Origin of the sequence: Pseudonocardia cypriaca, assembly GCF_006717045.1 — a bacterium.
GTDB lineage: Bacteria > Actinomycetota > Actinomycetes > Mycobacteriales > Pseudonocardiaceae > Pseudonocardia > Pseudonocardia cypriaca.
Map to the genome: position 1 here is coordinate 1,327,638 of NZ_VFPH01000002.1, position 26,120 is coordinate 1,353,757.

At 71.5% G+C, this 26,120-nt stretch carries 28 protein-coding genes and 1 tRNA gene; 15 read left to right on the forward strand and 14 right to left on the reverse strand.

The features are described from left to right. Positions 1–3: 3 nt before the first annotated feature. The 7 genes from FB388_RS23920 to FB388_RS23950 all read left to right on the forward strand — a co-directional run bounded on the left by FB388_RS23920 (position 4) and on the right by FB388_RS23950 (position 6,273). On the forward strand, positions 4–864 hold the full coding sequence (locus tag FB388_RS23920; RefSeq protein WP_211362195.1) for a phytanoyl-CoA dioxygenase family protein: 861 nt from the start codon (positions 4–6) through the stop codon (positions 862–864). Further along, complete coding sequence (locus FB388_RS23925) at positions 861–1,145, forward strand: hypothetical protein (protein ID WP_142104425.1); 285 nt, start codon at positions 861–863, stop codon at positions 1,143–1,145. The genes FB388_RS23920 and FB388_RS23925 overlap by 4 nt, the downstream gene beginning before the upstream one ends. Positions 1,146–1,242: 97 nt before the next feature. Beyond that, positions 1,243–2,499 (forward strand): ABC transporter substrate-binding protein, encoded by a 1,257-nt coding sequence (locus tag FB388_RS23930; RefSeq protein WP_170225808.1) that lies wholly within the window; start codon positions 1,243–1,245, stop codon positions 2,497–2,499. Between the two features lie 7 nt (positions 2,500–2,506). Continuing rightward, complete coding sequence (locus FB388_RS23935) at positions 2,507–3,439, forward strand: carbohydrate ABC transporter permease (RefSeq protein ID WP_211362196.1); 933 nt, start codon at positions 2,507–2,509, stop codon at positions 3,437–3,439. Then, the gene (locus FB388_RS23940) at positions 3,429–4,262 is read left to right on the forward strand and encodes a carbohydrate ABC transporter permease (protein WP_142104427.1); all 834 of its coding nucleotides are present in this window, start codon (positions 3,429–3,431) and stop codon (positions 4,260–4,262) included. Before FB388_RS23935 ends, FB388_RS23940 begins: the two co-directional genes overlap by 11 nt. A 17-nt stretch (positions 4,263–4,279) precedes the next feature. Beyond that, the gene (locus tag FB388_RS23945; protein WP_211362197.1) at positions 4,280–5,599 is read left to right on the forward strand and encodes an alpha-L-fucosidase; all 1,320 of its coding nucleotides are present in this window, start codon (positions 4,280–4,282) and stop codon (positions 5,597–5,599) included. Continuing rightward, entirely contained in the window at positions 5,599–6,273 is a 675-nt protein-coding gene (locus FB388_RS23950) for a FadR/GntR family transcriptional regulator (RefSeq protein WP_142104429.1), read from the forward strand. The genes FB388_RS23945 and FB388_RS23950 overlap by 1 nt, the downstream gene beginning before the upstream one ends. A gap of 95 nt (positions 6,274–6,368) precedes the next feature. Here FB388_RS23950 and FB388_RS23955 read toward each other — a convergent pair whose 3' ends face one another. Beyond that, entirely contained in the window at positions 6,369–6,857 is a 489-nt protein-coding gene (locus FB388_RS23955; protein ID WP_142104430.1) for an SRPBCC family protein, read from the reverse strand. Between the two features lie 151 nt (positions 6,858–7,008). Between FB388_RS23955 and FB388_RS23960 the strand changes: the two genes are divergently transcribed. Continuing rightward, positions 7,009–7,770, forward strand: coding sequence for a polysaccharide lyase family 7 protein (locus FB388_RS23960; protein WP_142104431.1), 762 nt, complete (start codon positions 7,009–7,011; stop codon positions 7,768–7,770). A gap of 90 nt (positions 7,771–7,860) precedes the next feature. After that, positions 7,861–8,679 (forward strand): LLM class flavin-dependent oxidoreductase, encoded by an 819-nt coding sequence (locus FB388_RS23965; protein WP_142104432.1) that lies wholly within the window; start codon positions 7,861–7,863, stop codon positions 8,677–8,679. A gap of 3 nt (positions 8,680–8,682) precedes the next feature. Here FB388_RS23965 and FB388_RS23970 read toward each other — a convergent pair whose 3' ends face one another. Continuing rightward, positions 8,683–10,089: a selenium-binding protein SBP56-related protein gene (locus FB388_RS23970; RefSeq protein WP_142104433.1), complete on the reverse strand. Its 1,407-nt coding sequence runs from the start codon at positions 10,087–10,089 to the stop codon at positions 8,683–8,685. 158 nt (positions 10,090–10,247) lie between these two features. Beyond that, positions 10,248–11,276 (reverse strand): LacI family DNA-binding transcriptional regulator, encoded by a 1,029-nt coding sequence (locus tag FB388_RS23975; RefSeq protein ID WP_142104434.1) that lies wholly within the window; start codon positions 11,274–11,276, stop codon positions 10,248–10,250. A gap of 102 nt (positions 11,277–11,378) precedes the next feature. Here FB388_RS23975 and FB388_RS23980 point away from each other — a divergent pair, with 102 nt between their 5' ends. Then, a complete protein-coding gene (locus tag FB388_RS23980; RefSeq protein ID WP_246122342.1) occupies positions 11,379–12,164 on the forward strand; it encodes an MBL fold metallo-hydrolase in 786 nt (261 codons plus the stop codon). A gap of 10 nt (positions 12,165–12,174) precedes the next feature. Here FB388_RS23980 and pdxA read toward each other — a convergent pair whose 3' ends face one another. The 5 genes from pdxA to FB388_RS24005 all read right to left on the reverse strand — a co-directional run bounded on the left by pdxA (position 12,175) and on the right by FB388_RS24005 (position 16,584). Then, complete coding sequence (gene pdxA, locus FB388_RS23985; RefSeq protein WP_211362198.1) at positions 12,175–14,343, reverse strand: 4-hydroxythreonine-4-phosphate dehydrogenase PdxA; 2,169 nt, start codon at positions 14,341–14,343, stop codon at positions 12,175–12,177. 93 nt (positions 14,344–14,436) lie between these two features. Beyond that, positions 14,437–14,916 (reverse strand): cupin domain-containing protein, encoded by a 480-nt coding sequence (locus FB388_RS23990; RefSeq protein ID WP_246122344.1) that lies wholly within the window; start codon positions 14,914–14,916, stop codon positions 14,437–14,439. Positions 14,917–14,958: 42 nt separating this feature from the next. Then, positions 14,959–15,783, reverse strand: coding sequence for a DUF5753 domain-containing protein (locus FB388_RS23995; protein ID WP_170225809.1), 825 nt, complete (start codon positions 15,781–15,783; stop codon positions 14,959–14,961). A 16-nt stretch (positions 15,784–15,799) separates the two neighbouring features. Continuing rightward, positions 15,800–16,360 carry a DUF6879 family protein gene (locus FB388_RS24000; protein WP_142104437.1) on the reverse strand — a complete coding sequence of 187 codons (561 nt, stop codon included), beginning with the start codon at positions 16,358–16,360 and terminating at the stop codon, positions 15,800–15,802. A gap of 2 nt (positions 16,361–16,362) precedes the next feature. Next, positions 16,363–16,584 carry a hypothetical protein gene (locus tag FB388_RS24005; protein ID WP_142104438.1) on the reverse strand — a complete coding sequence of 74 codons (222 nt, stop codon included), beginning with the start codon at positions 16,582–16,584 and terminating at the stop codon, positions 16,363–16,365. A 687-nt stretch (positions 16,585–17,271) separates the two neighbouring features. Here FB388_RS24005 and FB388_RS24010 point away from each other — a divergent pair. Next, positions 17,272–17,931: a hypothetical protein gene (locus tag FB388_RS24010; RefSeq protein WP_142104439.1), complete on the forward strand. Its 660-nt coding sequence runs from the start codon at positions 17,272–17,274 to the stop codon at positions 17,929–17,931. Positions 17,932–17,961: 30 nt separating this feature from the next. On the opposite strand, the gene FB388_RS24015 is transcribed toward FB388_RS24010, so the two are convergent. Beyond that, entirely contained in the window at positions 17,962–19,056 is a 1,095-nt protein-coding gene (locus FB388_RS24015) for an epoxide hydrolase family protein (protein WP_142104440.1), read from the reverse strand. Then, on the reverse strand, positions 19,053–20,183 hold the full coding sequence (locus FB388_RS24020) for an epoxide hydrolase family protein (protein ID WP_142104441.1): 1,131 nt from the start codon (positions 20,181–20,183) through the stop codon (positions 19,053–19,055). The genes FB388_RS24015 and FB388_RS24020 overlap by 4 nt, the downstream gene beginning before the upstream one ends. Positions 20,184–20,274: 91 nt before the next feature. Here FB388_RS24020 and FB388_RS24025 point away from each other — a divergent pair, with 91 nt between their 5' ends. Beyond that, the gene (locus FB388_RS24025) at positions 20,275–20,799 is read left to right on the forward strand and encodes a CGNR zinc finger domain-containing protein (protein WP_211362199.1); all 525 of its coding nucleotides are present in this window, start codon (positions 20,275–20,277) and stop codon (positions 20,797–20,799) included. A gap of 28 nt (positions 20,800–20,827) precedes the next feature. On the opposite strand, the gene FB388_RS24030 is transcribed toward FB388_RS24025, so the two are convergent. Continuing rightward, positions 20,828–21,694 carry a LysR family transcriptional regulator gene (locus FB388_RS24030; RefSeq protein ID WP_142104443.1) on the reverse strand — a complete coding sequence of 289 codons (867 nt, stop codon included), beginning with the start codon at positions 21,692–21,694 and terminating at the stop codon, positions 20,828–20,830. A gap of 94 nt (positions 21,695–21,788) precedes the next feature. On the opposite strand from FB388_RS24030, the gene FB388_RS24035 reads away from it, so the two are divergent. Together FB388_RS24035 and FB388_RS24040 are read left to right on the forward strand one after the other, a co-directional pair. Further along, positions 21,789–22,628 (forward strand): TIGR03620 family F420-dependent LLM class oxidoreductase, encoded by an 840-nt coding sequence (locus FB388_RS24035; RefSeq protein ID WP_142104444.1) that lies wholly within the window; start codon positions 21,789–21,791, stop codon positions 22,626–22,628. A gap of 57 nt (positions 22,629–22,685) precedes the next feature. After that, complete coding sequence (locus FB388_RS24040; RefSeq protein ID WP_142104445.1) at positions 22,686–23,573, forward strand: helix-turn-helix transcriptional regulator; 888 nt, start codon at positions 22,686–22,688, stop codon at positions 23,571–23,573. A gap of 53 nt (positions 23,574–23,626) precedes the next feature. Here FB388_RS24040 and FB388_RS24045 read toward each other — a convergent pair whose 3' ends face one another. Continuing rightward, a complete protein-coding gene (locus FB388_RS24045) occupies positions 23,627–24,649 on the reverse strand; it encodes a zinc-binding dehydrogenase (protein ID WP_142104446.1) in 1,023 nt (340 codons plus the stop codon). A 185-nt stretch (positions 24,650–24,834) separates the two neighbouring features. Between FB388_RS24045 and FB388_RS24050 the strand changes: the two genes are divergently transcribed. Then, positions 24,835–25,497 (forward strand): DUF998 domain-containing protein, encoded by a 663-nt coding sequence (locus tag FB388_RS24050; RefSeq protein ID WP_142104447.1) that lies wholly within the window; start codon positions 24,835–24,837, stop codon positions 25,495–25,497. 164 nt (positions 25,498–25,661) lie between these two features. Here the strand turns inward: FB388_RS24050 and FB388_RS24055 are convergent. After that, positions 25,662–25,734 (reverse strand) — tRNA-Asn (locus FB388_RS24055). Between the two features lie 41 nt (positions 25,735–25,775). Beyond that, positions 25,776–26,000 (reverse strand): hypothetical protein, encoded by a 225-nt coding sequence (locus FB388_RS24060; protein WP_142104448.1) that lies wholly within the window; start codon positions 25,998–26,000, stop codon positions 25,776–25,778. Positions 26,001–26,120 lie beyond the last annotated feature (120 nt).

Sequence of the window (26,120 nt, forward strand, 5' to 3'; positions counted from 1 at the left end):
AACGTGCACCGCAAACACCTGCTGACGTCCGTGCAGATGGCCCGGTTCGTCGCCCACGGCTCACACCGCATCGACGGCGTCGTGCCGGCGGAGATGAACGCGGAGGCGATCGACGTGCTCCGCGCCGGCATCCCGGCGGTGCCCTACGGCACCCCGCTCGCGGAGACCTTCGCCGATGGCTCGTTCGCGCAGCGGCTCGTCCGGCTGCCCGAGGTCGCCGGGGCGATCCACAGCCTCGTGGGCCCGGACCCGCTCGTGGACCACCACGCCGTGCACATCAGGAAGGCGCACGAGGGCGAGGCCCAGAACCTGCACGGCGACGCGATCATCGACGTCCGGCCGGACGCGTTCGACGTGCAGCTCATGTACTACCCGCAGGAGGTCACCCTGGAGATGGGCGGCACGCTGTCGGTTCCGGGGAGCCACCTGCGGCGCACCAACGAGTCCGACACCGGCCGCTACCAGAACCTCCTCGGGCAGACCCGCCTCGTCTGCCCCGCCGGCACCGTGGTCTTCCTCCACCACGGGATCTGGCACGGCGGGCGGCGCAACGACAGCGACGTCGACCGCTACATGTTCAAGATCCGGTTCAACCCGACGGTCCGGCAGCTCCGGCTGTGGAACACCGACGACCTGTACGACCCGGCCGTCGCCGCCGAGCTGGGCGCCCGGTTCCCCTGGTACGAGAACGCCACCGGGCGGCTGGAGATCTACAACCGGGTCCTGCTGTGGCGCGCGCTCATCGGCGACGACAGCTACGACCCGGACTACTGGGTCACCCGCGTGAGCAACCGCCCCAGGCGCATGGTCGCCGGACGCAGCCTCAACCCGCACGCGCCCGCCCCCGTCGAGGAGATGGCATGACGACAACGCCACAGCGGGCTACCCGCCAGCAGGTGCTGGTGCTCTACCTGGCCTCGTCCGCCCTCGACGCGAAGGTCGTGGGCTGGTCGCGCTACGACGGAACCGGGGAGACCACCCCGACCACCGGCGACAGCGACCTCCCCCCGTACGAGACGGGGCTCGACGCGCTCAAGGACGGCTGGCGTCTCTTCCAGGCGTCGCAGCTCCTCCCGCCGCAGCCGGGACACGAGTACGACGTCTCGTTCCTCAAGCACGAGTTCTTCTTCGAAAAACTCGCTTGACATCTGATCTTTAGTCGGCGTGGGCCCTTGACGCGCGGCAAACTTGGCGCCAAAGTGGCCCGAACATCGGATGTCTCACTCAATGCCGAGGAGCACCATGACGGTCAAGACGATTCGGAAGCGCGCGCTCGCGGTGGCAGCTGCCGCCGCCCTCGCCCTGGCCGTGGCCGCCTGCGGCTCCGACGGCGGCGGGGGCAGCACCACCAGCGAGGGCAAGACCACCATGGTCTGGAACATGTGGAGCGGCTCCACCGCCGAGGTGGACGCGTGGAACCACCTCTCCCAGATGGTCACGGCGAAGCACCCCGACCTCGCCCTCGACTTCCAGACCAGCAGCTTCAACGACTACTGGACCAAGCTCGCCGCGCAGGCGAGCGGCGGCGACGCGGGCTGCATCCTCGGCGTGCAGTCCTACCGGGCACCGAGCATCAGCCAGCTGCTCGTGCCGCTCGACGACATGCTGGCCGGGGCCGGGATCAACGCCGCCGACTACGACCCGTCGATCTGGAAGGCGCTGCAGGTCGACGGCCAGCAGCTCGCCGTGCCGTACGACTTCGGGCCGCTGCTCATGTTCTACAACGCCGACCGCTTCCGTGAGGCAGGCGTCCCGATCCCGACCACCAGCTGGACGGTGCAGGACTTCATCTCAGCGGCCCAGAGCCTGACCAGCGGCGGGAAGCACGGGTTCGCGGTCTACCCCACGATCGACAGCGTCACCCCGTGGTCGCTCTCGCTGGAGGGCACCGGGCCGCTCAACGCCCAGGGCGAGCTCGACCTGACGCAGGAGGGCTTCGTCAAGGCCGTCCAGTGGTACGCCGACCTCGTCACCCAGCTCAAGGTCGCACCCCAGGTGGTGGCCACCAACGACGCCACACCGGCGCTGAACTCGTTCATCGCGGGCGACGCCGCGATGGTCGTCGACGGGCCGTGGCAGCTGGTCAACGTGATGGACCAGGCGCAGTTCGAGGTCGGCGTGGCGCCGATCCCGGCTGGCGACTCCGGCTCGCACAGCCAGGTGGCCGGGTCCGGGTTCGGGATCTCGCAGACCTGCCCCGACCCGGACAAGGCGCTGCAGGCCATCGCCGTGCTCACCGGCCCCGAGGCGCTGCAGTACCTCGCCGAGCAGGGCCGGGCGTTCCCGGCGCGTACCGCCCAGCAGGACGCGTGGTTCAGCCCGGAGCTCGCCGGGGCGAAGGACGGCCTGTTGGCAGCGATCAAGAACGGCGTGCCGGCGCCGGCCACCGAGAACTACCAGCAGGTCAACCAGCTGTTCATGCAGTACGGCGTCGAGGCGGTGAACGGCCAGCAGAGCGTGCCGGACTTCCTGAACTCGGTGCAGCAGCAGGCGGGGTGACGGCGAGGTGACCCTGTCAGTACCCGCGCCGCCCGCCGCGCCACCCACTGCCCCACCGAGCAACGTCGTGCGCCGCGGCGACGGCCGCGCCGCACTGGGGTTCCTCGCACCGAGCACGAGCGGGTTCCTGCTGTTCACGCTGATCCCGCTCGTCGGGTCGCTGGCCATCAGCTTCTTCGCGTGGCCCGTGCTCGGGCGCAGGCGGTTCGTCGGGCTCGACAACTTCGTCGAGCTGCTGACCGACCCGATCTTCCACCGGGTCATGCTCAACACGCTGGTGTTCGTGGTGGTCTACGTGCCGCTCAACATCGTGGTGTCGCTCGGGCTGGCCCTGTGGATCTCGCCCCGCATCCGCGGGCGCGGGATCTACCGCCTGCTGTTCTTCATCCCGACCGTCACGCCCATGATCGCGAACGCGCTCGTGTGGCGGCTGCTGTACCAGCCGGGCGGCGCGATCGACCAGGCGTTCCAGACCGTGCTCGGCATGCCCGCGCCCAACTTCCTCGGTGACAACCGGTGGGCGATGGCGGCGGTGATCCTCATGTCGGTCTGGCAGGGGTTCGGCTACAACATGCTGGTCTTCTCCGCCGGGCTCGACGCGATCCCGCAGAGCCTGCACGAGGCGGCCTCGATCGACGGGGCCGGGCCACTGCGCCGGTTCTGGAGCGTCACGCTGCCGATGCTCTCGCCGTCCATGTTCTTCGCGATGATCATGACGCTGATCACCTCGTTCCAGGTGTTCGTCCAGCCCTACGCCCTCACCGCGGGCGGGCCGGGCGTCGCCACCGAGACGATGGTGCTCCACCTCTACAAGGAGGGTTTCCAGCAGTTCGACCTCGGCACCGCGTCGACGATCGGCTGGTTCCTCTTCATGATCATCATGCTGGTCACCGCGCTGCAGTTCCTCGGCCAGAAGCGGTGGGTCCACTATGACGACTAGAACAGCGACCCCCCGCGCCGTCGTGTCGCAGGTGCTGCTCACCGCCGTGCTCCTGCTGTTCCTCATGCCGTTCGTCTGGATGGTCGCGACGGCGCTCAAGCCGCCCGCCGAGGTTTTCGGCGTCGGCAGCGGACTCGTCGGGTCGGAGATCCGCTGGTCCAACTTCGCCGAGGCGTGGAGCTACCTGCCGTTCGGCCGGTTCATGTTCAACGGCCTCTTCGTCGCGGTGGCGGGCACCGTCGTGGTGTGCGTGACGTCGGTGCTGTCGGCGTACGCGTTCGCACGGCTGCGCTTCCGGTTCCGGGACCGGATCTTCCTGCTCTACCTGGGCACGCTGATGGTGCCGCAGGAGGTCACGGTGGTCCCGATGTTCATCCTCATGCAGCAGTTCCGCTGGGTGGACAGCTACGCCGCACTGATCCTGCCGTGGGCGTTCACGGCGTTCGGCACGTTCCTGCTGCGCCAGTTCTTCCTCACGATCCCGCGCGAGCTGGAGGAAGCGGCCACGATCGACGGCGCGAGCCGGATCCGCATCCTGCTGCAGGTGGTGATGCCGATCGCGCGGCCCGCCATCGCCGTGCTCGCCGCGTTCACGTTCATCAACTACTGGAACAGCTTCCTGTGGCCGCTGATCGTCGTGAACAGCCGCGACATGTCGACGGTGCCGCTCGGGCTCAACCTGTTCCTGTCCCAGAACGGCAACCAGTGGCACCTGCTCATGGCCGCGGCGGCGATCTCGATGCTGCCGACCGTCGTCATGGTCGTGCTGCTGCAACGCCACCTCGTCCGCGGCATCGCCATGTCCGGCCTCGGTGGCCGGTGACCTCCCGGGAGGACCTCTTGACCGTCGACTGGAGCCGGTTCCAGCGCCCGCTCCCCGGCTGGTACGCCGACGCCAAGTTCGGCATCTTCATCCACTGGGGCGCCTACTCCGTGCCCGCGTGGGCGGAGCCGAGCGGCGAGCTGGGCACCGTCGACGAGCACACGTGGTTCCGGCACAACGCCTACGCGGAGTGGTACTGGAACACGATCCGGTTCGACGACAGCCCGGCCCGCAAGCACCACCAGGACACCTACGGCGACGCCCCCTACGACGACTTCCTCGACGCATGGCGCGCCGAGGAGTTCGACCCGCAGGACTGGTGCGCCCTCTTCGCGCGGGCCGGGGCGCGCTACGTCGTTCCGACCACCAAGCACCACGACGGCATCGCGCTGTGGGACGCACCGGGGACGGCGGCGCGCAACACCGTTCACCGCGGCCCCCGCCGCGATCTGATCGGCGATCTCGCGGCCGCCGTGCGGGAAGCCGGGATGCGGTTCGGCGTCTACTACTCGGGCGGGCTCGACTGGAACGTCACCCCGCACCTGCCGGTGATCGACACCTCGGCGAACGTACGCGCGCTGCGGCCGAACGACGCGGCCTACGCCGCCTACGCGTACGTCCACGTGCGCGACCTGGTCGACCGCTACCGCCCCGACGTGCTCTGGAACGACATCGAGTGGCCCGACGGCGGCAAGCACGACGGCCGGCTCGGGCTCGCCGAGCTGTTCCGGCACTTCTACGCGACGGTGCCGGACGGCGTCGTCAACGACCGCTGGGGCGACACGCACTGGGACTTCCGCACCAGCGAGTACCAGCACCACCTCGACGCCGAGGGCGCGCCTGCGTGGGAGAACTGCCGCGGGATCGGGCTGTCGTTCGGCTACAACCAGGTGGAGGACTCCCGGCACCTGATGAGCGGGCCCCGGCTGGTGCGCCACCTCGTCGACGTCGTGTCCCGCGGCGGGAACCTGCTGCTCAACGTCGGCCCGACCGCGAGCGGCCTGATCCCGGATGGGCAGCGCCGGACCCTGGAGGGGCTGGCCGGCTGGATGGCGGTGCACGATGGTGTCGTGCACGGTTCCCACCCGCTCGACGCAGGCATCGCGGAGGCGTCCGACGATCCGTGGGTGCGGTGGACCCGCACCGGCGACCGCGCGTGGGCCGTCGTCGACGCGCCCGGTCGCGTCGTACTACCGGCCCGCGCCGACCGGCTGGAGCTCTCCTCCGCCGCCCTCGCCGACGGCACCCCCGTCGCTGCGCAGGCCGACCCGGCCGGGGTCGCCGTGGAGCTGCCGTCCCGAGACGCGCCGGTGGCGGTCGGGTTCGACGTCCGCTGATGGCGGTCACCGACGAGGCCATCCTCAAGATCAAGGAGATGATCCGAGCAGGCGAGCTGGGGCCGGGCGACCGGCTGCCCCCGGAGAAGGAGCTGTCCGAGGCGCTGGGCCTGTCCCGCAGCTCGTTGCGCGAGGCCGTCAAGGCGCTGGAGATCATCCGGGTGCTCGACGTCCGCCGGGGCGACGGCACCTACGTCACCAGCCTCACGCCGGACACCCTCCTCGACGCGATGTCGTTCGTGGTCGACATCCACCAGGACTCGTCGCTGCTGGAGCTGTTCGAGGTGCGCCGCATCCTGGAACCTGCGGCCGCCGCGATGGCCGCCGCACGCATCGCACCCCCGGACGTCGAGGAGCTGCGCGGCCTGCTGACCGCGCTGGGCGACTCCCCCTCCGTGGACGAGCTCGTGGCGCACGACCAGGTGTTCCACCGCCGCATCTCCGAGCTGGCCGGCAACGCCTACCTGACGAGCCTGCTCGAGACGCTCTCCAGCAGCACGCTGCGGGCGCGGATCTGGCGCGGCCTCTCCGAGGACGGGTCGACGGAGCGCAGCCTCACCGAGCACCGGCTGATCGTCGAAGCGCTGGCGCGGGGCGACGCGGCGCTGGTGGCCGCCCGCGCGACCGTGCACATCGACGGGGTCGCGGAGTGGCTGCGGCGGGCGATCGTGTGACCATGGCCGCGCGGCCGATGATCGGCAGGTCGCTCAACCCCTGATCACGGGCGCGTTCCGCGGAACGTGGTCGGTGCCGTTCTGGTGGTGAACCGTCAGTTGCCTTCGGCTGCGCCGCGAGTCCTGACCAGTGCCTCCGCCAGGCGATCCACCGAGGCGAGCATCTGGGCACCGTCGATCACCGGGAGGTGGTCGAGCATCTCGACGTGGGAGAACCGGGACCAGCCGTAGATCTGGCTCACGACGGTGCGACCGGCGTCTGCCGGAGCCATCCGCCACGTCCACGTGTGGCCCGCCGGAGGGTGGCCCGGCTCGGCGGGTGCCCACCCGATCGCGCGGCCGGGCTCGTAGACCACGACGTGGTTCTCCACCTGGTGGTCGCCCTTGAACGCGTTGTGCATGTTCATGACGAACACGTCGCCCGCGCCGGCGATCATGGCACCGGTCGCGGCTCCGCGCACCGTCCCGCTCGTGTCCAACGCGACGTGGTTGGCCGGTTCCGCCAGGAACGCGAACACCCGCTCCACGGGAGCGTCGACCATGCGGGACACCTCGATCGACCGCTCGTCGCAGTTCTCATCCATGCAGTACGGACTCGCCGGGACTCGGGAAATCACCGCGCGCGGGTCCCACCCACCCGGGTGGCAGGCGCTCGCGTTCCCGCTCTCCGGGTGATCAGGTCGGTAGCCTCGGGTCGGCCGGCCACCACCCGCTCGTGACGGGAGACAGCAACCCATGCCGCGTTCCCGGGCTCGCCTGATCGCGGCCGTCTCGGCCCTGTTCGTCACACTCGCCGCCTGCACCACTCCCGCACCCGAGCCGCCTCCGGCTCCCCCGGGTCCCCCTGCGGTCCCCGGCGACGTGCTGAACCTCGCGAACTGGAAACTGACGCTGCCCGTCGGCTCCGGCGACGAGCCCGACGAGATCCTCCCGCCGCAGCTGCACTCGTTCACGGGCGACTTCTTCCGCCTCGACTCCGCCGGCAGTGGGGTGGTGTTCACCGCCAACGCGGGCGGCGTCACGACCGAGGGCAGCGGCTACCCCCGCTGCGAGCTGCGGGAAATGGACGGCGGCGAGCTGGCGAGCTGGTCGAACCTCAGCGGCACCCACACCATGACCGTCCGCGAGGCGATCACCCAGGTGCCGCAGGTCAAGCCGCACGTCGTCGCGGCCCAGATCCACGACGCCGAGGACGACGTCGTGATGGTGCGCCTGGAGGGCACGCACCTGTTCGTCGAGTACGCCGACGGGGAGAGCGAGTTCACCCTCGACGAGCACTACCGGCTGGGCACGCCGTACGACCTGCGGATCACGGCCGCGGGCGGCCGCGTCCAGGTCGACTACAACGGGGTGCGGAAGGGCGACGTCCCGCTCGCCGGCAGCGGTTGGTACTTCAAGGCCGGCACCTACACGCAGTCCAACCCCTCGCGCGGCGATGCCCCCGACGCGGCGGGGCAGGTCGTCATCTACTCGCTGGACGTGCAGCACGCGCCCTGAACCCGAGCACCAAGGAACACCGCGCATCGCGATCGACTCGATCGCAATCCATCGCTTTTCGTGATGAGCTGCTCGGCCTAGCGTGACGTCATGACCCGACTGCGTTCGGCGCTCTGGCTGCCGATCTTCGACGAGCTCGCCGAACCGGCGTTGGTGGCACGGCTGGCCGCCGAGGCGGAGGAGGCCGGCTGGCACAGGATGTTCGTGTGGGACCACGTGCGCTGGCGGGCGCCGGTCCGGCAGGTGGCCGACCCGTGGATCACGCTGGCCGCGATCGCCAGCGCCACCGAACGCCTTCGCCTCGGCCCGATGGTCACACCGCTCGCCCGCCGCCGGCCGGCCAAGGTCGCCAGGGAGACCGCGACGTTGGACCGGCTCAGCTCCGGGCGCCTCACCCTCGGCGTCGGTCTCGGCAGCGACCGCTTCGCCGGCGAGCTGCGCGCGACCGGCGAGGAGCTCGACGACCGGCGACGGGGGCAGATGCTCGACGCGTCACTGGAGATCCTCGCCGCCGCGTGGTCCGGCGAGCCGGTGCACCACCACGGCCCGCACTACACCGTCGACGGCATCTCCTTCCTCCCCCGACCGGTCCAGCGGCCCGGCGTGCCGGTGTGGGCCGCTGCACTCCCCGGCAGCGTCAAGCCGCTGCGCCGCGCCGCCCGCCACGACGGCTTCTTCCCTGTCAATCTCGAACACCCCGACCAGCTCGCCGAGGTGGTCACCACCGTCACCGAACTCCGCGAGGGGAAGACGACGCCGTACGACGTCGCCGTCGCCCTCCCGGCCGGAGCCGATCCGGCGCCCTACGCCGAGGCGGGCGCCACCTGGTGGCTCGCGGAGTTCGAGCCGGACACGGTGTCGCTGGACCAGGTGCGAGGCGTACTCCGCGACGGCCCGGTAGGCGTGTGACCGTCAGCGGTAGCAGTACGAGTCCGAGGACGCGTCGCCACCCTGCAGGCGGATCTGGTGGGGCCGCAGGCCCCGGAAGTCGTCCCCGTGTGGGAAGAACCGCTCGTCCACCGAGAGGCCACCGGCGGGGTCGACGTCGAGCTTCGCCATCCACGCGCCCACGCCGTCGGGGAAGAACTGGTCGTCCCATGCGCCGTAGAGCGAGTTGGTGAAGTAGACCCGGCGCCCGTCGCGGCTGACCTCGACCATCTGGGGTCCACCGGCGAGCGGCAGGTCGGGCCGGGCGGGGTGCGCGGCCCGGTCGACGATCCCGCCGAGCCGTACCGAACCCGTCTGGCGGGGGTGCGCCGGGTCGCTGACGTCGAACTGCTTCATCTCCCCGGTGCCCCAGCAGGAGACGTAGAGGAACCGGTCGTCCACGGACAGGTCGATGTCGGTGATGAGCGGCGGCACGGCGCCGAAGGGCTTCAGCGCGGGAGGCAGCCGGTCCGGGTCGGCGGGCTCGGCGGGAACGCTGATGACCTTCTCGACCTTCCACTCGTCGCCGTCGCGGAACCACCGCCAGATCGAGCCGGACAGATCCTCCGTGGAGATCACGACCCCGACGAAGCCCCAGGTGGCGTCCGGGTCGTGGGACGGGCGGACCTCAAGGACCATCTGATGCTGGGCACCCAGGTCGACGCTCTGGACGTGCCTGCCGTCGGCCAGGTCCCAGAAGTGGAGGGCGTGGCCGTACTTCCCGCCGAGCAGCAACTCGGGGACGACGCCGTCCTCGATCATCGACGGGCTGCCCCACTCGCTGGAGATCAGCGTGTTCTGGTTGAGGTGCCACCAGGCGTCGTATGCGAAGTGCTGCGGGCCGCGGTCGGTCTCCCACGCCCGCAGGACGTCGAACGTCGTGTGGTCGAGCAACGCGATCCCGCCGGGTCCGTCGTCGTCGCCCTCCGGACCCCCGATGCAGGTCAGGAACACCCCGTCCGGCCCGCAGTGCATCGTGTGCGGGCGCGAGTAGCCGGCCTTGTCGGACAGCTCCTTGCCGCTGATCGTCCGGACCAGGCGCGGAGCGCGCGGGTCCGGCTGGGTGTCGAGCACGTGGATGTCCGACGAGCGCAGGCCCGGCACCAGCAGGTACCGCCGGGCGAGCTCGCCGCCGTGGCCCTCGTGCCGCAGTGCGCTCGAGCACGCGTTCCAGCCGAAGTGGTGCAGCTCGTGGCCGAGGCCCGGGACCTCCGTCCAGCCGACCACCTGGCCGTAGGCGTCCGACGCCGGGTTCACGTCGACGACGGTCATGGCGTCGTGCTTCTGCGCTGCCCGGTCGAACGCGACGACGTAGGCCAGCTCCTCCGGCGGGGCGGCCGCCGCCTCGGCGGGCGAGCGGTAGAACGTCGGGTCCACGGTCGACTGGCTCATGCTGGGCCTCCTGCCCGGAGTTACCGACGATCGGACGGGCCCTCGGCCGCTGGACGCGGCGCCGGGCGACCTGAGCCGGCGCAGCCGTGTCTAGCAGCGCGGCGGCGACGGCACAATCGCCCGCCTGCCTCACCGAGGTCGCGTTGCTCGATGCGTGATCACGGCGTAGATCGGTCGCTGGACGCCCTGACCCGCAGCTGTGGAGGCAGCCGGATCGAGCCGGGCCGCTCGCCGTCCAGGATCTCGACGAGGAGCTCCACTCCCCTGCGCCCCATCTCGAGGTTCGGGGTGGCGACGCTGCTCAGCGGGATCGGCAGCTCCGCGGCGAGGGACACGTCGTTGTAGCCGACGATCGCGACGTCCCGCCCGACGCGCAGCCCGGCGTCGCGCAACGCGCCCATCGCCCCGATCGCCGCGAAGTCGTTCACCGCGAACACCGCGGTCGGCGGCGGGCCGGGCGTGTCCAGGACCCGCTGCATCGCCTGCCGCCCGCCTGCGGCGTCGAAGGGCCCGTGGACGACCCGATCCGCGGGTACCGTCCGCCCCGCGGCCGACCACCGCTCCAGGAACGCCCGGGTCCGGTCGCTGCCGGTGCTGGCGTAGGGCTCACCCGCGAGGACGGCGACCCGGACGTGGCCCCGGTCGAGGAGGTGCTCCGCGACGAGACGACCGCCCGTGACGTCGTCCCCCGTCACCGCCGGGTGGGCGCCGGTCCGCCTGCTGACGAGCACGAACGGGACACCCCTGCGCTCGAGGTCGTCGAGCAGGTCGCCGCGCTCGGAGGCGTCGCCGATGATCAGGCCCTCCACGCGGTGGTCGAGCATGACCTCGGCGCGGGCCCGCTGCTCGTCCGGGTCGTCGTAGGTGTTGGCGACGACGGTGCGGTACCCGGCCTGCCGCGCGGCCTCCTCGACGCCCTCGTAGATCGTGGCGAGGACGTAGTCGGACAGGCGCGGGACGAGCATCCCGAGCAGGCGGCTGCGCCGGGTCCGCAGGCCGCTGGCCAGCTGGTCGCGGGAGTACCCGAGCCGGGCCGCGGCCGCGCGGACCCGCTCCGCCGTGTTCGCCGAGGGAGCCCGGGCCCCACCGGTCGCACCGTGGAGGGCGCGGGACGCGGTGGTCACGGAGACGCCCGCGTCCTGCGCGATGTCCTTCAACGTGACCCGGCGGTGTCGAGCTGCCGGCACCGTCACCCCTTGACGCGCGCGTGCACACTGCGGTTCAGTGGCTGTACAAACGATAGTACAAGATCGGGGCGGTCGGACGTGTACATCTGCAGCACCTGCGCGGTGGAGCACGAAGAAGCGGTCGAGGTCTGCGCGATCTGCGCCGACGAGCGGCAATGGGTGCCCGCCGACGGGCAGCGGTGGACCACGCTCGACGAGCTCGCCGCCGCGGGGCACGAGGTCCGGGTGCGGGAGCTCGAGCCGGACCTGTTCGGCATCACCGTCGAGCCGAAGCTCGGCATCGGTCAGCAGGCCCACCTCGTGCGCACCCCTGCCGGCAACGTCATCTGGGACATGGTGGGCTACGTCGACGAGGACGCTGCCCGCCAGGTCAGGGAGCTGGGCGAGGTGGCCGCGATCGTGGCCAGCCACCCGCACATGTACGGCGTGCAGGTCGAGTGGAGCCGCGCGCTCGGCGGCGCGCCGGTACTCGTCTCCGAAGCGGACCAGAAGTGGGTGGCCCGCTCCGACCCGGCGATCCGCACGTGGTCGGGCACCCTGGAGGTCGTACCCGGGGTCACGCTGTGGCAGTTGGGCGGCCACTTCCCCGGCAGCGCGGTGGCCCACTGGACGGCCGGGGCGGGCGGCGGGGGCGTACTACTGGGCGGCGACACGATCCAGGCCAACCCCGACCGGGCGACGATGACCTTCATGCGCAGCTACCCGAACCGCATCCCGCTGTCGGCTGTCGTGGTGGAACGGATCACGCGCGCGGTCGAGGTGCTCGAGTTCGACCGGCTGTACGACAACTTCGGCAAGACCGTCGACTCCGACGCCCGCGCCGCCCTGCGCCGGTCCGCCGACCGCTACATCGGCTGGGTGCGGGGCGACTTCGACCACCTCACCTGAGCCGGCGGGATCAGGCCGCCGGCCGCGTCGCCAGCTCGGCGGCCTGGCGCAGCGCCTCGACCATGCTGCCGGGCTCGGCGACGCCCTTCCCGGCGATGTCGAACGCCGTGCCGTGGTCGACGGAGGTGCGGATGACCGGCAGGCCCACGGTGATGTTGACACCCGACTCGATGCCCAGCACCTTGACCGGGGCGTGCCCCTGGTCGTGGTACATCGCGACGATCAGGTCGTAGTCCCCGCGCCCTGCGAGGAAGAACGCGGTGTCGGCCGGCAGCGGGCCGCGGGCGTCGATGCCGTCGGCCTGCAGCACCTCGAGCGCCGGTACGATCTTCTCCTCCTCCTCGCCGTAGCCGAAGAGGCCGTTCTCACCCGCGTGCGGGTTGATGCCGCAGACACCGATCTTCGGTTCGGCCACCCCGGACCGCACCAGCGCGTCGTGCCCGCGCCGCACCGTGCGCTCGACGAGCCCCGGCTCGATCCGCGCGACCGCGTCGATCAGGCCGATGTGCGTGGTGACGTGCACGACCTTCACCTTGGGCGTGGACAGCATCATCGACACCTCCTCGGTGCCGGTGAGGTGGGCGAGCAGCTCGGTGTGGCCCGGGAAGCGGTGCCCCGCTGCGTGCAGCGCCTCCTTGTTCAGCGGCGCGGTGCAGATGCTCTGCACGGCCCCGGAGACGGCGAGCTCCGCCGCGACCCGGATGTACTGGAAGGCCGCCTCGCCCGCGACGGCCGACACGGCACCCCAGGGCAGGTCGTCCGGCAGCAGCCCGAGGTCGATCACGTTGATCCGGTTGCCGCCGAACTCGGCCTGCGCCGGCTCGTCGATCGTGACGATCTCCACGTCCTGACCGAGGATCCCGGCGGCCAGCCGGAGCCGCGCCGCGTCACCGATCACCACGGGCCGGCAACGGGCGATGGTGTCGGGGTGCACGACGGCCGGGACGATCACCTCCGGCCCGACGCCCGCGCCGTCGCCCATCGTGACGGCGACGAGGGGGCGGGTGTCGGTGGATGCTGCGGTGGCGGTCATGGTGCCTTCCTGGTCTGCTGGCGGAACGGACTGCAGCTCGGTGACGATGTCGCGCAAGGAGTCGACCCCGCCGAAGCTGCCCGGCCGGGTGACGACGTGGCGCCCGTCCACCGTGCGGCTACGGACGGCGCCGTGCCCGATCTGGACGAGCGGTTCGAGCTCGACGATCCCCAGCTCGTCGAGTACCCGGCGGGCGGTCTCGCCACCGGTGAGGACGAGGTCCGCGCCTTCCGGACCGGGATCGAGGTCGGCCACGGCACGGGCGAGCGCGGCCACGACGGCCCGCGGGTCGGCGTCGCCGGGGCCGGGACGCAACACCGTGACCCCCGGTTCGAGGGCGTGCCCGGTGACGGGCAGCCGGATCTCCCGCGCCCCTTCGGCGAGCAGCCGCTCCACCTGCTGGGCGGCGACGTCCGCCGCCGACCCGACCACGACGAGCACCGTCGGGGGTCGTGAGCGGGCACGCGAGCCCTGGCGCGCACGTCCGCTCCCGACACTCCTGCCGATGGCAGCGGCGAACCCGCCCGAGCCCGCGAGCACGACGTCGGGCCGGGCGAGGGCGGCGGCGGCCAGCACGTCCAGGTCGGCGTCGGTCGTGGCGTCGCAGATCACGACCGGCGCCCGCTCCAGGGCGGCGGTCAGCTCCGCGGCGACGTCCCCGCGCACGGCGTCGAGGCCGAGCACGGTGGTGCGCAGCGGCGCGAGCGCCGCCGCCACGCTCGACGGGGCGGGTGCCGGCTCGACCCGCCACGCGTCGGTCTCGTGCAGCGGGATCCCGGAGAGGTGCACGACACCGTCCTCCACGGTGCGACCGGCCACCGGCAGGGCGGGGACGAGCACGACGGGCCGGGTCTCGGTCAACGCCCCGACCTCGGCCGCGAGGTTGCCGCGGAGCAGCGAGTCGATCTTCTTGAACACCCGCGCCGTCGGCGGCGCACCCACCACCGCTTCCCGCACGGCGCGGGCCGCCTCGGCGGGCGGCGCCGTGCGGCTGTCGAGGTCGACGACGGTGAGGCCGGACGCCGCCGGCAGCGGCCGTCCCCGGCCGGCGAGCACGACGCGGGCGGCACCGGGCAGCACCGCCGCGGTTTCCGCGGCCCCGGACAGGTCGTCGGCGATGACGAACAGCTCGGGCAGCTCCGGCACCGTTCCTCCCCTCCCCGTACCGGGCCCATCATGCGTCACGTCCCGCCGGAGTGAGACGCCGATGGTCCGTCCCGAGGGAGGAGGAGCGACCGCTCAGGCGCCCTCGACGGAGCCCGGCGGCAGGAAGTCGACGTCGTGCTCCGCCGAGAGGCGCACGACCTCCTCCGGGTCGGTGAGGTTGTGCAGGTGGTCGAACAGCGCCGGGAGCTTCCCGGTCGGGCTCACCCAGAACAGGCCACGGGTGGGGGCCTCGCTGCGGTTGTAGTAGGCGTGCGGGAGGTTGCGCGGCATGAGCACGGTGTCGCCCGGACCCGCCGTCGTCCACTCGCCGTCGAGGTAGAGCGTGAACACCCCCTCCAGGACGTAGATGTGCTCCTCCTGAAGCGGGTGCACGTGCGGCGGGACGCCGGTGCCGGGCGGGTCGAAGGTCTCGAAGGCGAAGCTGGACTCGCTGGCCGCCTTCATCCAGTACGTGTGGCCGAGGACGCTCCACACCTTCTTGCGCATCCCCTCCTTGGCGAGGGTGATGCCCTTGGGCAGCGGGCCGAGCACGATCTCGTCGCCGGTCATCATCGTCCGAATCATCCTCGCGGTCCGTGGCCCGTCAATCCGCGATCAGGTGTCGGCGCTGTAGCCGTCACGCAACTCGATCAGCGTCTCGCGTGCGTCCGCGCCGAAGTCGGCCACCTCGGTGAGGGACTCGAGCATGTCGATGTGCAGGCGGACGTCGGCCGGCTCCGTGATGATCGCGGTGGTGGCGACGGTGCCGACGATGACCGCGCGCTCGTCGTAGACGTCGAATCCGTGGAGCGGGAGGACGCTGACCGGCCGGCGGGCGGGGATCACGCCGATGCGGACACCGTCGAGCCGGCTGACCGCGATGATCCGGTCGATCTGCTCGATCATCGTGGCGGCCGAGCCGGCACACCAGAGCAGCGCGCCGGTCGTGAGGATCTGCGTCCACCGATGTCCTGGCCGCCCGAGCAGTTGCTGTCGTTCGAGGCGGGCCGCGATGACCCCGTCAGCGATCTTGGGATCGGCTCCGCTGGTGAGCACCCGCATGTAGGCCTCGGTCTGCAGGATCCCAGGGACCACAGCCGGCTGGAACGTGGTGACGTGCTTCGAGGACGCCTCGATGTCGCGGATGCGCCGCTGGAACGCGGGAGCGTTCTTCCGGTGCACGACGACTCGGCGGTTCTCCGCGCGCAGGTCGCGGACCATCGCTCGCAGTCGACCCCCGACGGCGGGCGAGGCCTGGTACGTGTCCAGGAGAGCCTCCAGCCGCGCGGGTGTGGGCACGAACTTCCCCGTCTCGTAACGGGAGAGCGCGGCCTGCCCGATGCCGGCAGCCGCCGCCGCGGCCGCGCTGGTCAGGCCGGCTGCCCTGCGGAGCTCGCGGAGGGTGCTGGACAGCTCGTCTCCGGTCTCACTGGTGCTCACTGCCCCAGTGTCGCGGCTACCGAACAGCGGCCGACCGGTGGTGCTCGGGATGTCGTGACCACCATCGGTCGAACGGCTCGGCGTTCGACCACGCTGCTCGAACGGCGGCGCGATAGACCTCGGCATACGGGTCACCCACAGGTTCGGCCCCGGTGAACACACCAGCCTGGTCGTAGCGCATGGCCACAACGCGGGTGTCGTCGAGCAGGTAGAAGTCCCCGACCCCGACAAGGGCACGTGCGCCGACCGGAGCACCTGACAGGTCGAGCACGCGGACCTGCTCACCGGCGGCGGTGTTGTCCGTGTAGCCCCACTCGCAGGCGTACCGCACGTAGTCGGTCAAGGGGGGATCGACGACCCGGAGCCTGCGCCAGACACGACCGGCATCCGTGTCTACGCGTATTCGGTTCAACCAGCTGGCCTTGGCCGCACGGTCCGGCGCGGGCTCGCCCCTGAGGAATCGCTCCAGTTCGGAGCCGTCGCTCGCCGAGACATACCGATCCAGTGTCTCCACCCGGATCAAGTCCCGGCTGTGGTGCTCGGCGATGAAGGCAGCAAGCCCAGCGAGGTCGAGCACGGTCAGCCCGCCTCGCGTGCACAGAGCAACTCCGGCACCAGCCGACGCTCGATGAGCACGTAGGCCTCACCCGGCGGAGGCACCGGCAGACCGAGCGCGGCCCGAACGGCTGGGTCGGTCACGATGCGGCCCTGCACCACGATGTCCGGCCCGCTGGTGTCGAAGATCCGGTCGCAGTCGATTCCCGACGGGCAGCTGTCACGGAGCACTCGGGTGATCTTCATCAGGCATCCATCCGTCGCAGGGCTGCGGGAAGCGCCAGTGTGGCCCAACAGCTCATCTCAGTCAATCTCAGAGTGGATGGACCGGACCAGCACTGCTACGGTCATCCATTCTGGGAATGGATGAGCGAGGAGGGCGCCGTGCCGATGAGGCGAGCCACCGGCTTGAGAAAAGCGATCGTCGACGCCCTACGGCGGATTTGCCGTCGCCGCCGACACCGGCGGCTGGCGGCACGGATCGACCGCGTGACCCTCGGCGAGCACCTCGCGTACTGGCGTGCCCGACTCGGCAACCACCGGTGAACCGCCCAGATCATGCTGCGCAGGACTGCATCGAAGCCGCGGCGGAGTACCTGGCACACGAACCGGCCGCCGTTGCCCGAGCCCTCAGCACGCACCGCGCGAGGACAGACGGACGGTGCCGCGCTTGCGGGTACCGCGGGGTCAAATGGCCATGCCCAGTAGCGGTCAGCGCGCAGCGAGCACGGCCACTGTCCGCTCCACCAGGCCGGCGATGACCTGGCGTGCAGCGTGTTCTGGGCTTTGCCTCTGCTCGCGCACCGGCAGCAGCGTCGGCCCAGACAAGTCCTGCCGGGGGAGCTCGACCAGCCGCAACCCTTCGACGTCCAGCTCGGCAGGCGCTTCGCCGATTGGTCGCGCCCAGCCTGTGACCTCCGGTAGCCTCCGCCCGTGGCCGACGCGCTCGACCGCGAGCAACAGCTCCTCTCCGCGCTCACGACCGAGCACTTCACCCTCCAGGGCGCCCGCGCGCAGACGCTGACCGAGAGCGCCTCGCGGGCCACCGTCTACGTCGGGGCGGTGTCGAGCTCGCTCATCGCGCTCGGCTTCATCGGACAGATCTCCGAGGTCGGAGCCCCGTTCCAGGTCTTCGCCCTCATCGTGCTGCCGACGCTCTACCTGCTGGGCATCGTCACCCACATCCGGCTGGTCGAGTGCGGCGTCGAGGACGTCCGGTACGGGATGGCGATCAACCGCATCCGCGGTTACTACCGTGAGCTGGCCGGCGACCACGCCCGCCTGTTCCTCCTCACGGCCCACGACGACCCGCGCGGCGTGTTCGAGAACGCGGGCGTCCCGAGCGGCCGCCGCCCGCAGGTCTTCAGCTTCGCGAGCGTCGTCGCCACGATCAACGCGGTCGTCGGCGGCAGCACGGTGGGGATCGCGGTCGCGGCGGCCGCCGACCCACCCCTCGCCGTGACGGCGGCCGCAGGCGCTGTCGCGGGCCTGGCGTCGATCGTGGTGTGGTTGCGCGTCGCCGCACGGATCCTCGCGCGCCGGGTGCCGCGCGATGCTCCGCTGTTCCCGACGCCGCCGACCGGGAACGGCTAGCGGTACTCGGCCACCACGCCGGCCGCGCCCCTACGCACGCACAGGGGCGAGCCGAACGGCGTCGTGGATGCCGGCTGCGTATCGGGCTGGTTGTTCCCACGCGGCGAAGTGACCGCCGTGGGATTCCTCGCGCCACATGCGTACGTCGAAGAATCGCTCGGCGAACTCGCGCGGCGCGTTCACCAGGTCGCGGGGGAAGATCGTGAAGACCGCTGGCGGCGTGACAGCGGCCGGCTTGGGGCCGGCCGCGGCGTACGGGGTGAAAGACGTCCCGATGGAGCCGGTCACCCAGTACGCCGTCACCCAGGTCAGCAGTTCGTCGCGGGTGAACACGGTCTCCACGTCGCCGTTGCAGTCGGTCCAGCCGCGCAGCTTCTCCACCAGCCAGGCCGCCAGCCCCGCGGGGGAATCGCCGAGAGCGGCGGCCAGCGTGTGCGGCTTGGTGGACTGCTCGTGCATGTACCCGCCCTCGCGCGCCTGCCAGTCGCGGCCGTGCTCGACGTAGGCGCGCTCGGTCGGCGACAGGTCGGTGGGCAGGCCGGTCAGGAAGTGGAGCTGCGATACGTCGGTGAGGTGCAGCGCGGCGACCCGCTCGGGATGGCGGGCGGCCAGCGCCTCGGCGACGTCGCAGCCGATGTCGCCGGCCGAGACCACGTACCGGTCGTACCCGAGTGCGGCCATCGTCTCCGCGACCGGGCCGACCATGTCGTCGACCGACATCCCCTGCCCGGCGACCGGCGTGGCGAACGGGAAGCCGGGCAGGCAGGGCGCGACCACGTGGTAGTCCGCGAGCAGAGGCAGGACGCGCTCGAAGCGGAGTACCGAGTCGGGCCAGCCGTGCAGCAGGAGCACCGCGGTGGCATCGGCGCGCTCGGACCGCTGGTGGATCGCTCGGGTGGCGGGCGTCAGCGCCCACGGCAGCCGCCGGATGCGGTCCTCGTGGATGCACCAGTCGTACGAGTGCGCCCAGTAGGTCACGAGGTCGGTGAGGTACTCCGGGTCGACGCCGCGCCGCCATCCCCAACCGCCGGGAAGGGGCACCGGCCGGTACGCACGCAGCCGGGTCCTGAGGTCGTCGACGACGTCCTGGGTGACCGCCGCGGGTGCCGCGCTGTTCTCGTTCACCGCTCACCCCCGGCCAGCGGGCGGAAGAAGGCGGTCAGGTCGTCGGCCAGCAGCTCCGGCTCCTCGTGCGGGGCGAAGTGGCCGCCGCGCGGCATGACGGTGTACCGGGTGAGCCGGTAGGCGCGCTCGACCCAGCTGCGGGGTGGCGGGGCGCCGATCTCGGCGGGGAACAGCGCAACCGCGGTCGGGACCTCGACGGGGCCGCCGTCCGGCACGAGTCCGCGGTCGCCGTCGTAGTACGGGCGGAACGAGGTGGAGATCGAGTTGGTGAACCAGTACAGCGAGGCCTGGGTGAGCAGGAAGTCGTCGCTGAACCGGGTGGAGACGTCGCCGTGGCAGTCGCTCCACGCCCGGTACTTCTCGAGGATCCAGGCGAGCAACCCCGACGGCGAGTCGGACAGGCCCTGGGCGAGGGTCAGCGGACGCGTGCGCTGCTCGTGGGAGTAGCCACCCTCGGTGGCGTGCCACGCCGCCTTCGCGTCCAGGTAGGCGCGTTCCTCATCGGTCAGGTCGGCCGGGTCGTACTCGGGCGGGTCCGCGGCGGTCAGGACGTGGATGCCGACCACCGCCTCCGGGTGGGTCTGCCCGAGCCGGGCCGTGATGCCCGCGCCGAGGTCCTCGCCGTGTGCGCCGTACCGCTGGAAGCCCAACTCGTCGTGCATGAGCCGGTGCCAGATCTCGTGCGTGGGCGAGGTGTCGTCGGGGAAGGTGGGCCGTTGCGGGGACAGCCCGAAACCGGGCAGGGACGGGACGATGACGGTGAACGCGTCGTCCGGGCTGCCGCCGTGGCGTGACGGTGTGGACAGCCGCTCGGCCAGTGCGGTCAGCTCCAGGAAGGAGCTGGGCCACCCGTTGGTCAGGACGAGCGGCAGCGCTCCCTCGCGCTCGGCGTCGTAGCGCAGGTAGTGGACCGGGGTCCCGTCGATGTCGGCGAACCGGGACGGCAGCGCGTTGATGGCGGCCTCGTGCTTGCGCCAGTCGTACGCCGAAGCCCAGTAGCCGACCAGCCGGCGCAGCTCGTCACCGTCGGTGCCGGCCTCCCACCCGCCGACCGGCCAGGGAGTGGCCCACCGCGTCCGGCGCAGGCGCTCGCGCAGATCCTCGAGTTCGGCATCGGAGACGTTCATCGGTTCCTCCCTTGCATCGAGGTGCAACACCGTTGAACGCTAACAGTGGTGTCGCAGGCGTGCAACACCAGTTATGCCGTATGGTGGTGTCGTGGCTCCGCTGGACCTCATCGAGGACTTCCTCAACACCGTCGACGAGCGGACGTTCAGCCGGCACGGTGAGAGCCACGTCGCCGGCGAGCACCTGACCTCCCCGCAGGCGCTGTCGGACTGGCTTGCGGCCCACGACCTGCCGGGCGCGGGGGTCGAGCTGCAGCCGGCCGACCTGACCGCCACCGTCGCCCTGCGCACGGCGCTGCGGCAGGTGCTCCTCGGCGAGACCGATGCCACGGCCGCCTTGACCGACCACCAGCTGCGACTTATCCCGGATCAGTCGGGCGGTCTGCGGATCGCCGCCCGCTCCGGGAAGCCGTGGCTGGACGCCATCGTGGAGACGGTGGCGCAGAGCGCGGCCCGGGGTGAATGGCAGCGGATCAAGCTCTGCGCGGCGCCGGACTGCCACTGGGCCTTCCACGACACCTCACGCAGCGGCCGGGGCCGCTGGTGCTCCATGGAGATCTGCGGCAACCGCCACAAGACCCGCACCTACCGCGAGCGCCACCGACGAGCCGGGTGAGGCATCTTCGGCACGTGCCGAGAACGGGTCAGTCCCCGAAGGCTGCCTGGTGGGCCGCGGCGCAGGTGTGCGGGAGGTCGACCGGTACCACGACGCTGCCGGTGATCGTGGTCTGCGGGGTGATCGGGATCGCCCGCACCCGGGTGGAGCGGATCTCCGCAACCTGATCGGCCGGCAGCACGGTCCAGCTGCGCTGGTTGGAACCAACCTCGACGATCGTGTCCTGGACCGTCCCACCCGCGCAGCCCAACCGGTCCTCCACCCCGGCCTTCCGCATCGCGGCGGTCAACGCTTCCGGCAGGAACAGGCCGTGGTCTCGCGACGGGATCCGCAGGTCGCCGACGGCGAGATCGGCGAGGTCGACCACCGGGCGACCGGCGGCGGGGTGCTGCGCGGACACGACCGCGAACAGCTCCTCCGTCCACGCCGGCAGCACCTCCAGCCCCGGCGCCGAACGCACCCCCCGGGCCAGTGCCAGATCGATCTCCCCTCGTCGCACCGTATCCAGGCGGGCCGCCAGTGGGAGGTCGACCAGCACGACGTCGACGCCGAACGCCGAAGGGTGCTCGCGCAGCGCGTCGATCCCGCGCTCCAGGCGGGCGGTGAACCCGGCGGCGGTACCGATGCGCATCGTGCGCGCCGACACGCCGGCGGCGGCCTGGACGCGGTCCGCGGCCGCGAGCGCGTCACGCGCCGCGGCGAGCACCCGGTGGCCCGCAGCGGTGAGCCGCACCCGGCGCGGTGAACGGTCCAGCAGGCGGACTCCCAGCTCGCGTTCCAGCTGGGCGATCTGCCTGCTGACCGCGGGCTGGGCGATGTGCAGCCGCTCGGCGGCCCGCCCGAAGTGCAGTTCGTCGGCGACCGCGACGAAGTAGCGCAGTGCGCGCAGTTCCACCGAGCCGCCCCCCGTCTGCGACGATGCCTCCAGGTTATCGAGCGCGTCGGAACTGGTCCTGGTTCCCGACGGGGCGCGGTGCTGGGGTCGGATCATGGACATCGACCTGGGTCTGCTCGGCGCCCACCTGCGCGAGCACGAGGTGAGCCCGGAGAGCGCGGTGGAGGTGGAGCGGGCCGGCTACGGCACGCTGTGGCTGGACGCGTCGCCACCGGCCGACCTCGCCTTCGCGGAGGAGCTGCTCGACGCCACCACCCGGTTGGTGGTCGGCACGAGCGTGGTCAACGTGTGGACCGCCGACGCCGATACCGTCGCCGCCTCGTACCACCGGATCGCCGCCAGGCACCCCGGCCGGTTGGTGCTCGGCGTCGGGATCGGGCACCGCGAGGTCCACACCGAGTGGGCCTCGCCGTACGACACCCTGGTGGCCTACCTGCGCCGGCTGGCGCTGGCCGGCGTGCCGGCCGAGCGGGTGGTGCTGGCCGCCCTCGGTCCGAGAATGCTGCGGTTGGCCCGCGACCGCACCGCGGGCACCATCCCCTGCCTGGTCACGCCCGAGCACACTCGCCGGGCGAGGGAGGTCCTCGGTGCGGGCAAGCTGGTACTGCCCGGCCACTTCGCGCTGCCGGAGCCCGACGTCGACCGCGCGCGCGCCGTCGCCAGGGCCGCACCGCCGGGGAACGCCTTGCAGGTCGTCAACTACGCGAACAACCTCCGGCGGCTCGGCTTCACCGACGAGGACCTCGCCGGCACCGGTAGCGACCGCCTCATCGACGCGCTGGTCGCCCACGGCGACCCGGCCGACCTCGCGCGAAGCCTGACCGCGCACCTCGACGCCGGCGCGGATCAGATCGGCGTCTACCCCCTCGGCGACGACCCCGTCGCCACCCTCCGGGCGGTCGCCGATGCCGTGTGGCTCGCACGGTCCGCCTGAGGTGACCGGTACTGCCAGTGCCTCCCGCCAGTTCGAGTGCACACCTACCGTGGACTCATGGGCTCCATCGACCCCCGCAAGGAGATCCGGGAGTTCCTGAGCACGCGACGTGCCCGGATCACCCCCGAAGAGGCAGGTCTGCCCGCCTACGGTGTCAACCGCCGCGTGAAGGGCCTGCGTCGCGAGGAGGTCGCCATGCTCGCCGGTGTCTCGGTCGACTACTACGTCCGCATGGAGCGCAGCAGCCTGGCCGGCGCCTCGGACAGCGTCCTCGAGGCCCTCACCGACGCACTGCGGCTCGACGAGGACGAGCGCGCCCACCTGTTCACCCTGGCCCGCGAGAGCCGAACACGCAGCAGGCGCGCCGCCCCCTCCACCATCCGCCCCGCGATCCAGCGGGTGCTGGACGGGATGACCGACGTACCCGCGTGGGTGAGCAACGGCCGACACGACGTCGTCGCGATGAACCAACTCGCCCGGGCGCTCTACTCCCCCGTGCTCGCCGATCCCCGACGGCCGGCCAACACCACCCGGTTCGTCTACCTGAACCCGGAGGCAGCCCAGGAGTTCTTCGTCGACTACGACCGGATCGCCGACGACGCCGCCGCCATGCTCCGCCTGGAGGCCGGCCGCAACCCCCACGACAAGGCACTCATCGAGCTGGTCGGTGAGCTGTCCACCCGCTCCGAGCGGTTCCGCCGCCGCTGGGCATCCCAGGACGTGAAGTTCCAGCGCAGCGGCCGCAAGCGGCTGCGCCACCCCGTCGTCGGACAGCTCGACCTCGACTTCGAGTCGATGGAGCTCGCCTCCGCGCCAGGGCTCCAGCTCTACGTCTACACCGCGGCCGCCGGCACACCGACCGCCGACGCGCTCAAACTGCTCGCCTCCTGGGCCGCCTCGAACGACAGCCTCCCGACCGAGGCCGTGCAGGCCGGCACCAGCTGAGGGAGCGGGACCCGTGCGACCGGCCGCATCGCGACCGGCCGCACGGGAGTGGGTCACGGCGTGACGAGGACCTTCAGGGCGGCCCGCTCGTCCATGACGCGGTAGCCGTCGGGCACCTCGTCGAGGCCGATGGTGCGGTCGAACACCTTGCCCGGGTCGAGTCTGCCCTCGAGGACGTCGGGCAGCAGTTCGTCGATGTAAGCCCGCACCGGCGCCGGGCCACCGGTGAGGGTGACGTTCGGGCGGAACAGGCTGCCCATCCCGACCGGGGCTTCCGCGTACTGCGGCACACCGACCCGACTGATCACACCGCCCGCGCGGACCACGCCGACCGCCTGGTCGTACGCCGGGCGGTGGCCGACGGCCTCGAGCACGGCGTGCGTGCCGTGGCCACCGGTCAGCTCGCGCACCTTCTCGACGCCCTCGTCACCGCGCTCGGGCACGACGTCGGTCGCTCCGAACTCGCGGCCCAGATCGGTGCGGTCCTCGTGGCGGCCCATCAGGATGATCCGTTCGGCGCCGAGCCGCTTCGCCGACAGCACAGCCATCAGGCCCACCGCACCGTCACCGATCACGGTCACGGTCGTCCGCTCGTTCACGCCGGCCTTCACCGCCGCGTGGTGGCCGGTGCCGAACACGTCGGCGAGGGTCAGCAGCGACGGCAGCAGCGGCGAGTCCTCACCGACCGGGATCGGCACGAGGGTGCCCTGCGCCTGCGGCACCCGAACCGCCTCGGCCTGGGCGCCGGCGAAGAACCCGCCGTTCGGGCACGAGGTGTGCAGCCCCTCCCGGCAGAACTCGCAGGTGCCGTCCGCGTAGGCGAACGGGCTGACGACCATGTCCCCCTTCTTCAGCCCCGACACCTCCGAGCCGATCTCCTCGACGACACCGAGGAACTCGTGGCCCATCGGCGAACCCTCCGCGCTCGCCGGCATCGAGTGGTAGGAGTGCAGGTCGGTGCCGCACACGCACGCCCGCACCACGCGCACGACCGCGTCGGTCGGCTCCTGCAGCACCGGGTCGGGCAGGGTCTCCAGCCGGACGTCGCCGGCGCCGTACATGACAGTTGCTCGCATCAGGTCCTCGGAACTGGTCGGTCGGTTCTCGACGTCCAGAAGACCTCCGTACTTCGCGCCGAGGGAGTGCCTGATGTGCCAGGTACTGCGAGGGCCCCCAGCTGATGAGCTGCTTGTCAGCGCGGTGTCCGCCCCGTGTCAGCGACTCACCTCAGTCTTCGCACGTCGAACGACAGGAGGCGACCATGAACGACATCGGGCGGCGCCGTGCAGCGGGGGCAGCGCTCGTCGCCAGCGGAGGCATCTTCTTCACCGCCGAGTTGATCGCCGCGGCGGCGTGGACCGATCCGCCCTACAGCTACACGCACCACTTCATCAGCAACCTCGGCGTGCACGGACCCGCCACCGCGTTCGGGCAGTTCATGTACTCGCCGCTCGCATGGGTCATGAACACCGGCTTCTTCCTGTTCGGGCTCGCAGCGCTGGCCGGCGTCGCCATGTTGCGCGGGCTGCCGAGCAGGCGGCGCTGGGTGATGACCGTGACAGCTGCGCTACTGGCGGCAGGCGGCGTCCTCGTGGCGCTGTTCCCGGGATCCGGCGACAACGGCACCGCCGACTACCACGGCCTGGGCACCGCCCTCGCCTTCATCTCCGGCAACGTGCTGTCGATCCTGATCGGCCGCGCGCACGGGCCTCTCGGCGTCTCCCCCGGGCTCGGCGGGGCGCTGGTGATGTTCGGGATACTCGGCCTGGTCTCGCTGGTCGCCTTCGGGACCGTCCTCGCATCGGACGCCGGCGTGCTCATCGGCCTCTTCGAGCGCGGCATCCTGTATCCGTTCCTGATCGGATTCATCGTCGCGGGCTGCGCGGTGTGGAAGCGCCGTGCGCACGAAGTCAGCAGCGGCTGATCGAGTCAGCACCAGAACCGGGGCGCAGGAGACGCCTCCCCGCGCCGCTTGCAGTTCCCGCAGACGCCCCAAACCGCAAGGGATTCGAATCAGCACGCGGGACGGGCTGCGCAGGTGGTCGATCTTGGGTCGCATCCCCATCAGGCCTCTGACCTGGGGTTCTGCTCCTCCGGTTGGACTCGAACCAACAACCCTGCGATTAACAGTCGCATGCTCTGCCAATTGAGCTACGGAGGACCGTACGGGTGCGGGGCGGAGCCCCGCTGGCAGGAAGAACCTTAGCGCACGGCCCCTGCCCGCCCGCGGGCCCCCTCCCCGTGCGTGTCGTGCTTGTGGCCGTTCACGGTCTCCTCGACGCGGGCGCGGACGACGCCCGCGGCGCCCTGGACGGCCGGGTGGTCGGCGATCCGCTGGTAGGCGCGGTGGAGCTGTTCGTAGTGTTCACGGCCGGCGCGGGAGCCCAGCACGTACCCGACGGCGGCGCCCAGCAGGAACTTCCACATCTCGTCTCCCCGGTTGATGCGTCCCCCGTGCATCCATGGTGCCCGGGATGGGAGCGCGGTAGACGTTCGATCGCCGATGGGTACTTTCGGCGCTGCAGCCGGAGGGTGCGCCGTCCGGCT

Excerpts from the sequence above, each read along its gene's own strand:
- FB388_RS23925 (WP_142104425.1), top strand. The coding sequence starts at position 861 with ATGACGACAACGCCACAGCGGGCTACCCGCCAGCAGGTGCTGGTGCTC.
- FB388_RS23930 (WP_170225808.1), top strand. The coding sequence starts at position 1,243 with ATGACGGTCAAGACGATTCGGAAGCGCGCGCTCGCGGTGGCAGCTGCC.
- FB388_RS23940 (WP_142104427.1), top strand. The coding sequence starts at position 3,429 with ATGACGACTAGAACAGCGACCCCCCGCGCCGTCGTGTCGCAGGTGCTG.
- FB388_RS23950 (WP_142104429.1), top strand. The coding sequence starts at position 5,599 with ATGGCGGTCACCGACGAGGCCATCCTCAAGATCAAGGAGATGATCCGA.
- FB388_RS23955 (WP_142104430.1), bottom strand. The coding sequence starts at position 6,857 with ATGGATGAGAACTGCGACGAGCGGTCGATCGAGGTGTCCCGCATGGTC.
- FB388_RS23960 (WP_142104431.1), top strand. The coding sequence starts at position 7,009 with ATGCCGCGTTCCCGGGCTCGCCTGATCGCGGCCGTCTCGGCCCTGTTC.
- FB388_RS23965 (WP_142104432.1), top strand. The coding sequence starts at position 7,861 with ATGACCCGACTGCGTTCGGCGCTCTGGCTGCCGATCTTCGACGAGCTC.
- FB388_RS23970 (WP_142104433.1), bottom strand. The coding sequence starts at position 10,089 with ATGAGCCAGTCGACCGTGGACCCGACGTTCTACCGCTCGCCCGCCGAG.
- FB388_RS23990 (WP_246122344.1), bottom strand. The coding sequence starts at position 14,916 with ATGATGACCGGCGACGAGATCGTGCTCGGCCCGCTGCCCAAGGGCATC.
- FB388_RS24005 (WP_142104438.1), bottom strand. The coding sequence starts at position 16,584 with ATGAAGATCACCCGAGTGCTCCGTGACAGCTGCCCGTCGGGAATCGAC.
- FB388_RS24020 (WP_142104441.1), bottom strand. The coding sequence starts at position 20,183 with ATGAACGTCTCCGATGCCGAACTCGAGGATCTGCGCGAGCGCCTGCGC.
- FB388_RS24035 (WP_142104444.1), top strand. The coding sequence starts at position 21,789 with ATGGACATCGACCTGGGTCTGCTCGGCGCCCACCTGCGCGAGCACGAG.
- FB388_RS24040 (WP_142104445.1), top strand. The coding sequence starts at position 22,686 with ATGGGCTCCATCGACCCCCGCAAGGAGATCCGGGAGTTCCTGAGCACG.
- FB388_RS24045 (WP_142104446.1), bottom strand. The coding sequence starts at position 24,649 with ATGCGAGCAACTGTCATGTACGGCGCCGGCGACGTCCGGCTGGAGACC.
- FB388_RS24050 (WP_142104447.1), top strand. The coding sequence starts at position 24,835 with ATGAACGACATCGGGCGGCGCCGTGCAGCGGGGGCAGCGCTCGTCGCC.
- FB388_RS24060 (WP_142104448.1), bottom strand. The coding sequence starts at position 26,000 with ATGTGGAAGTTCCTGCTGGGCGCCGCCGTCGGGTACGTGCTGGGCTCC.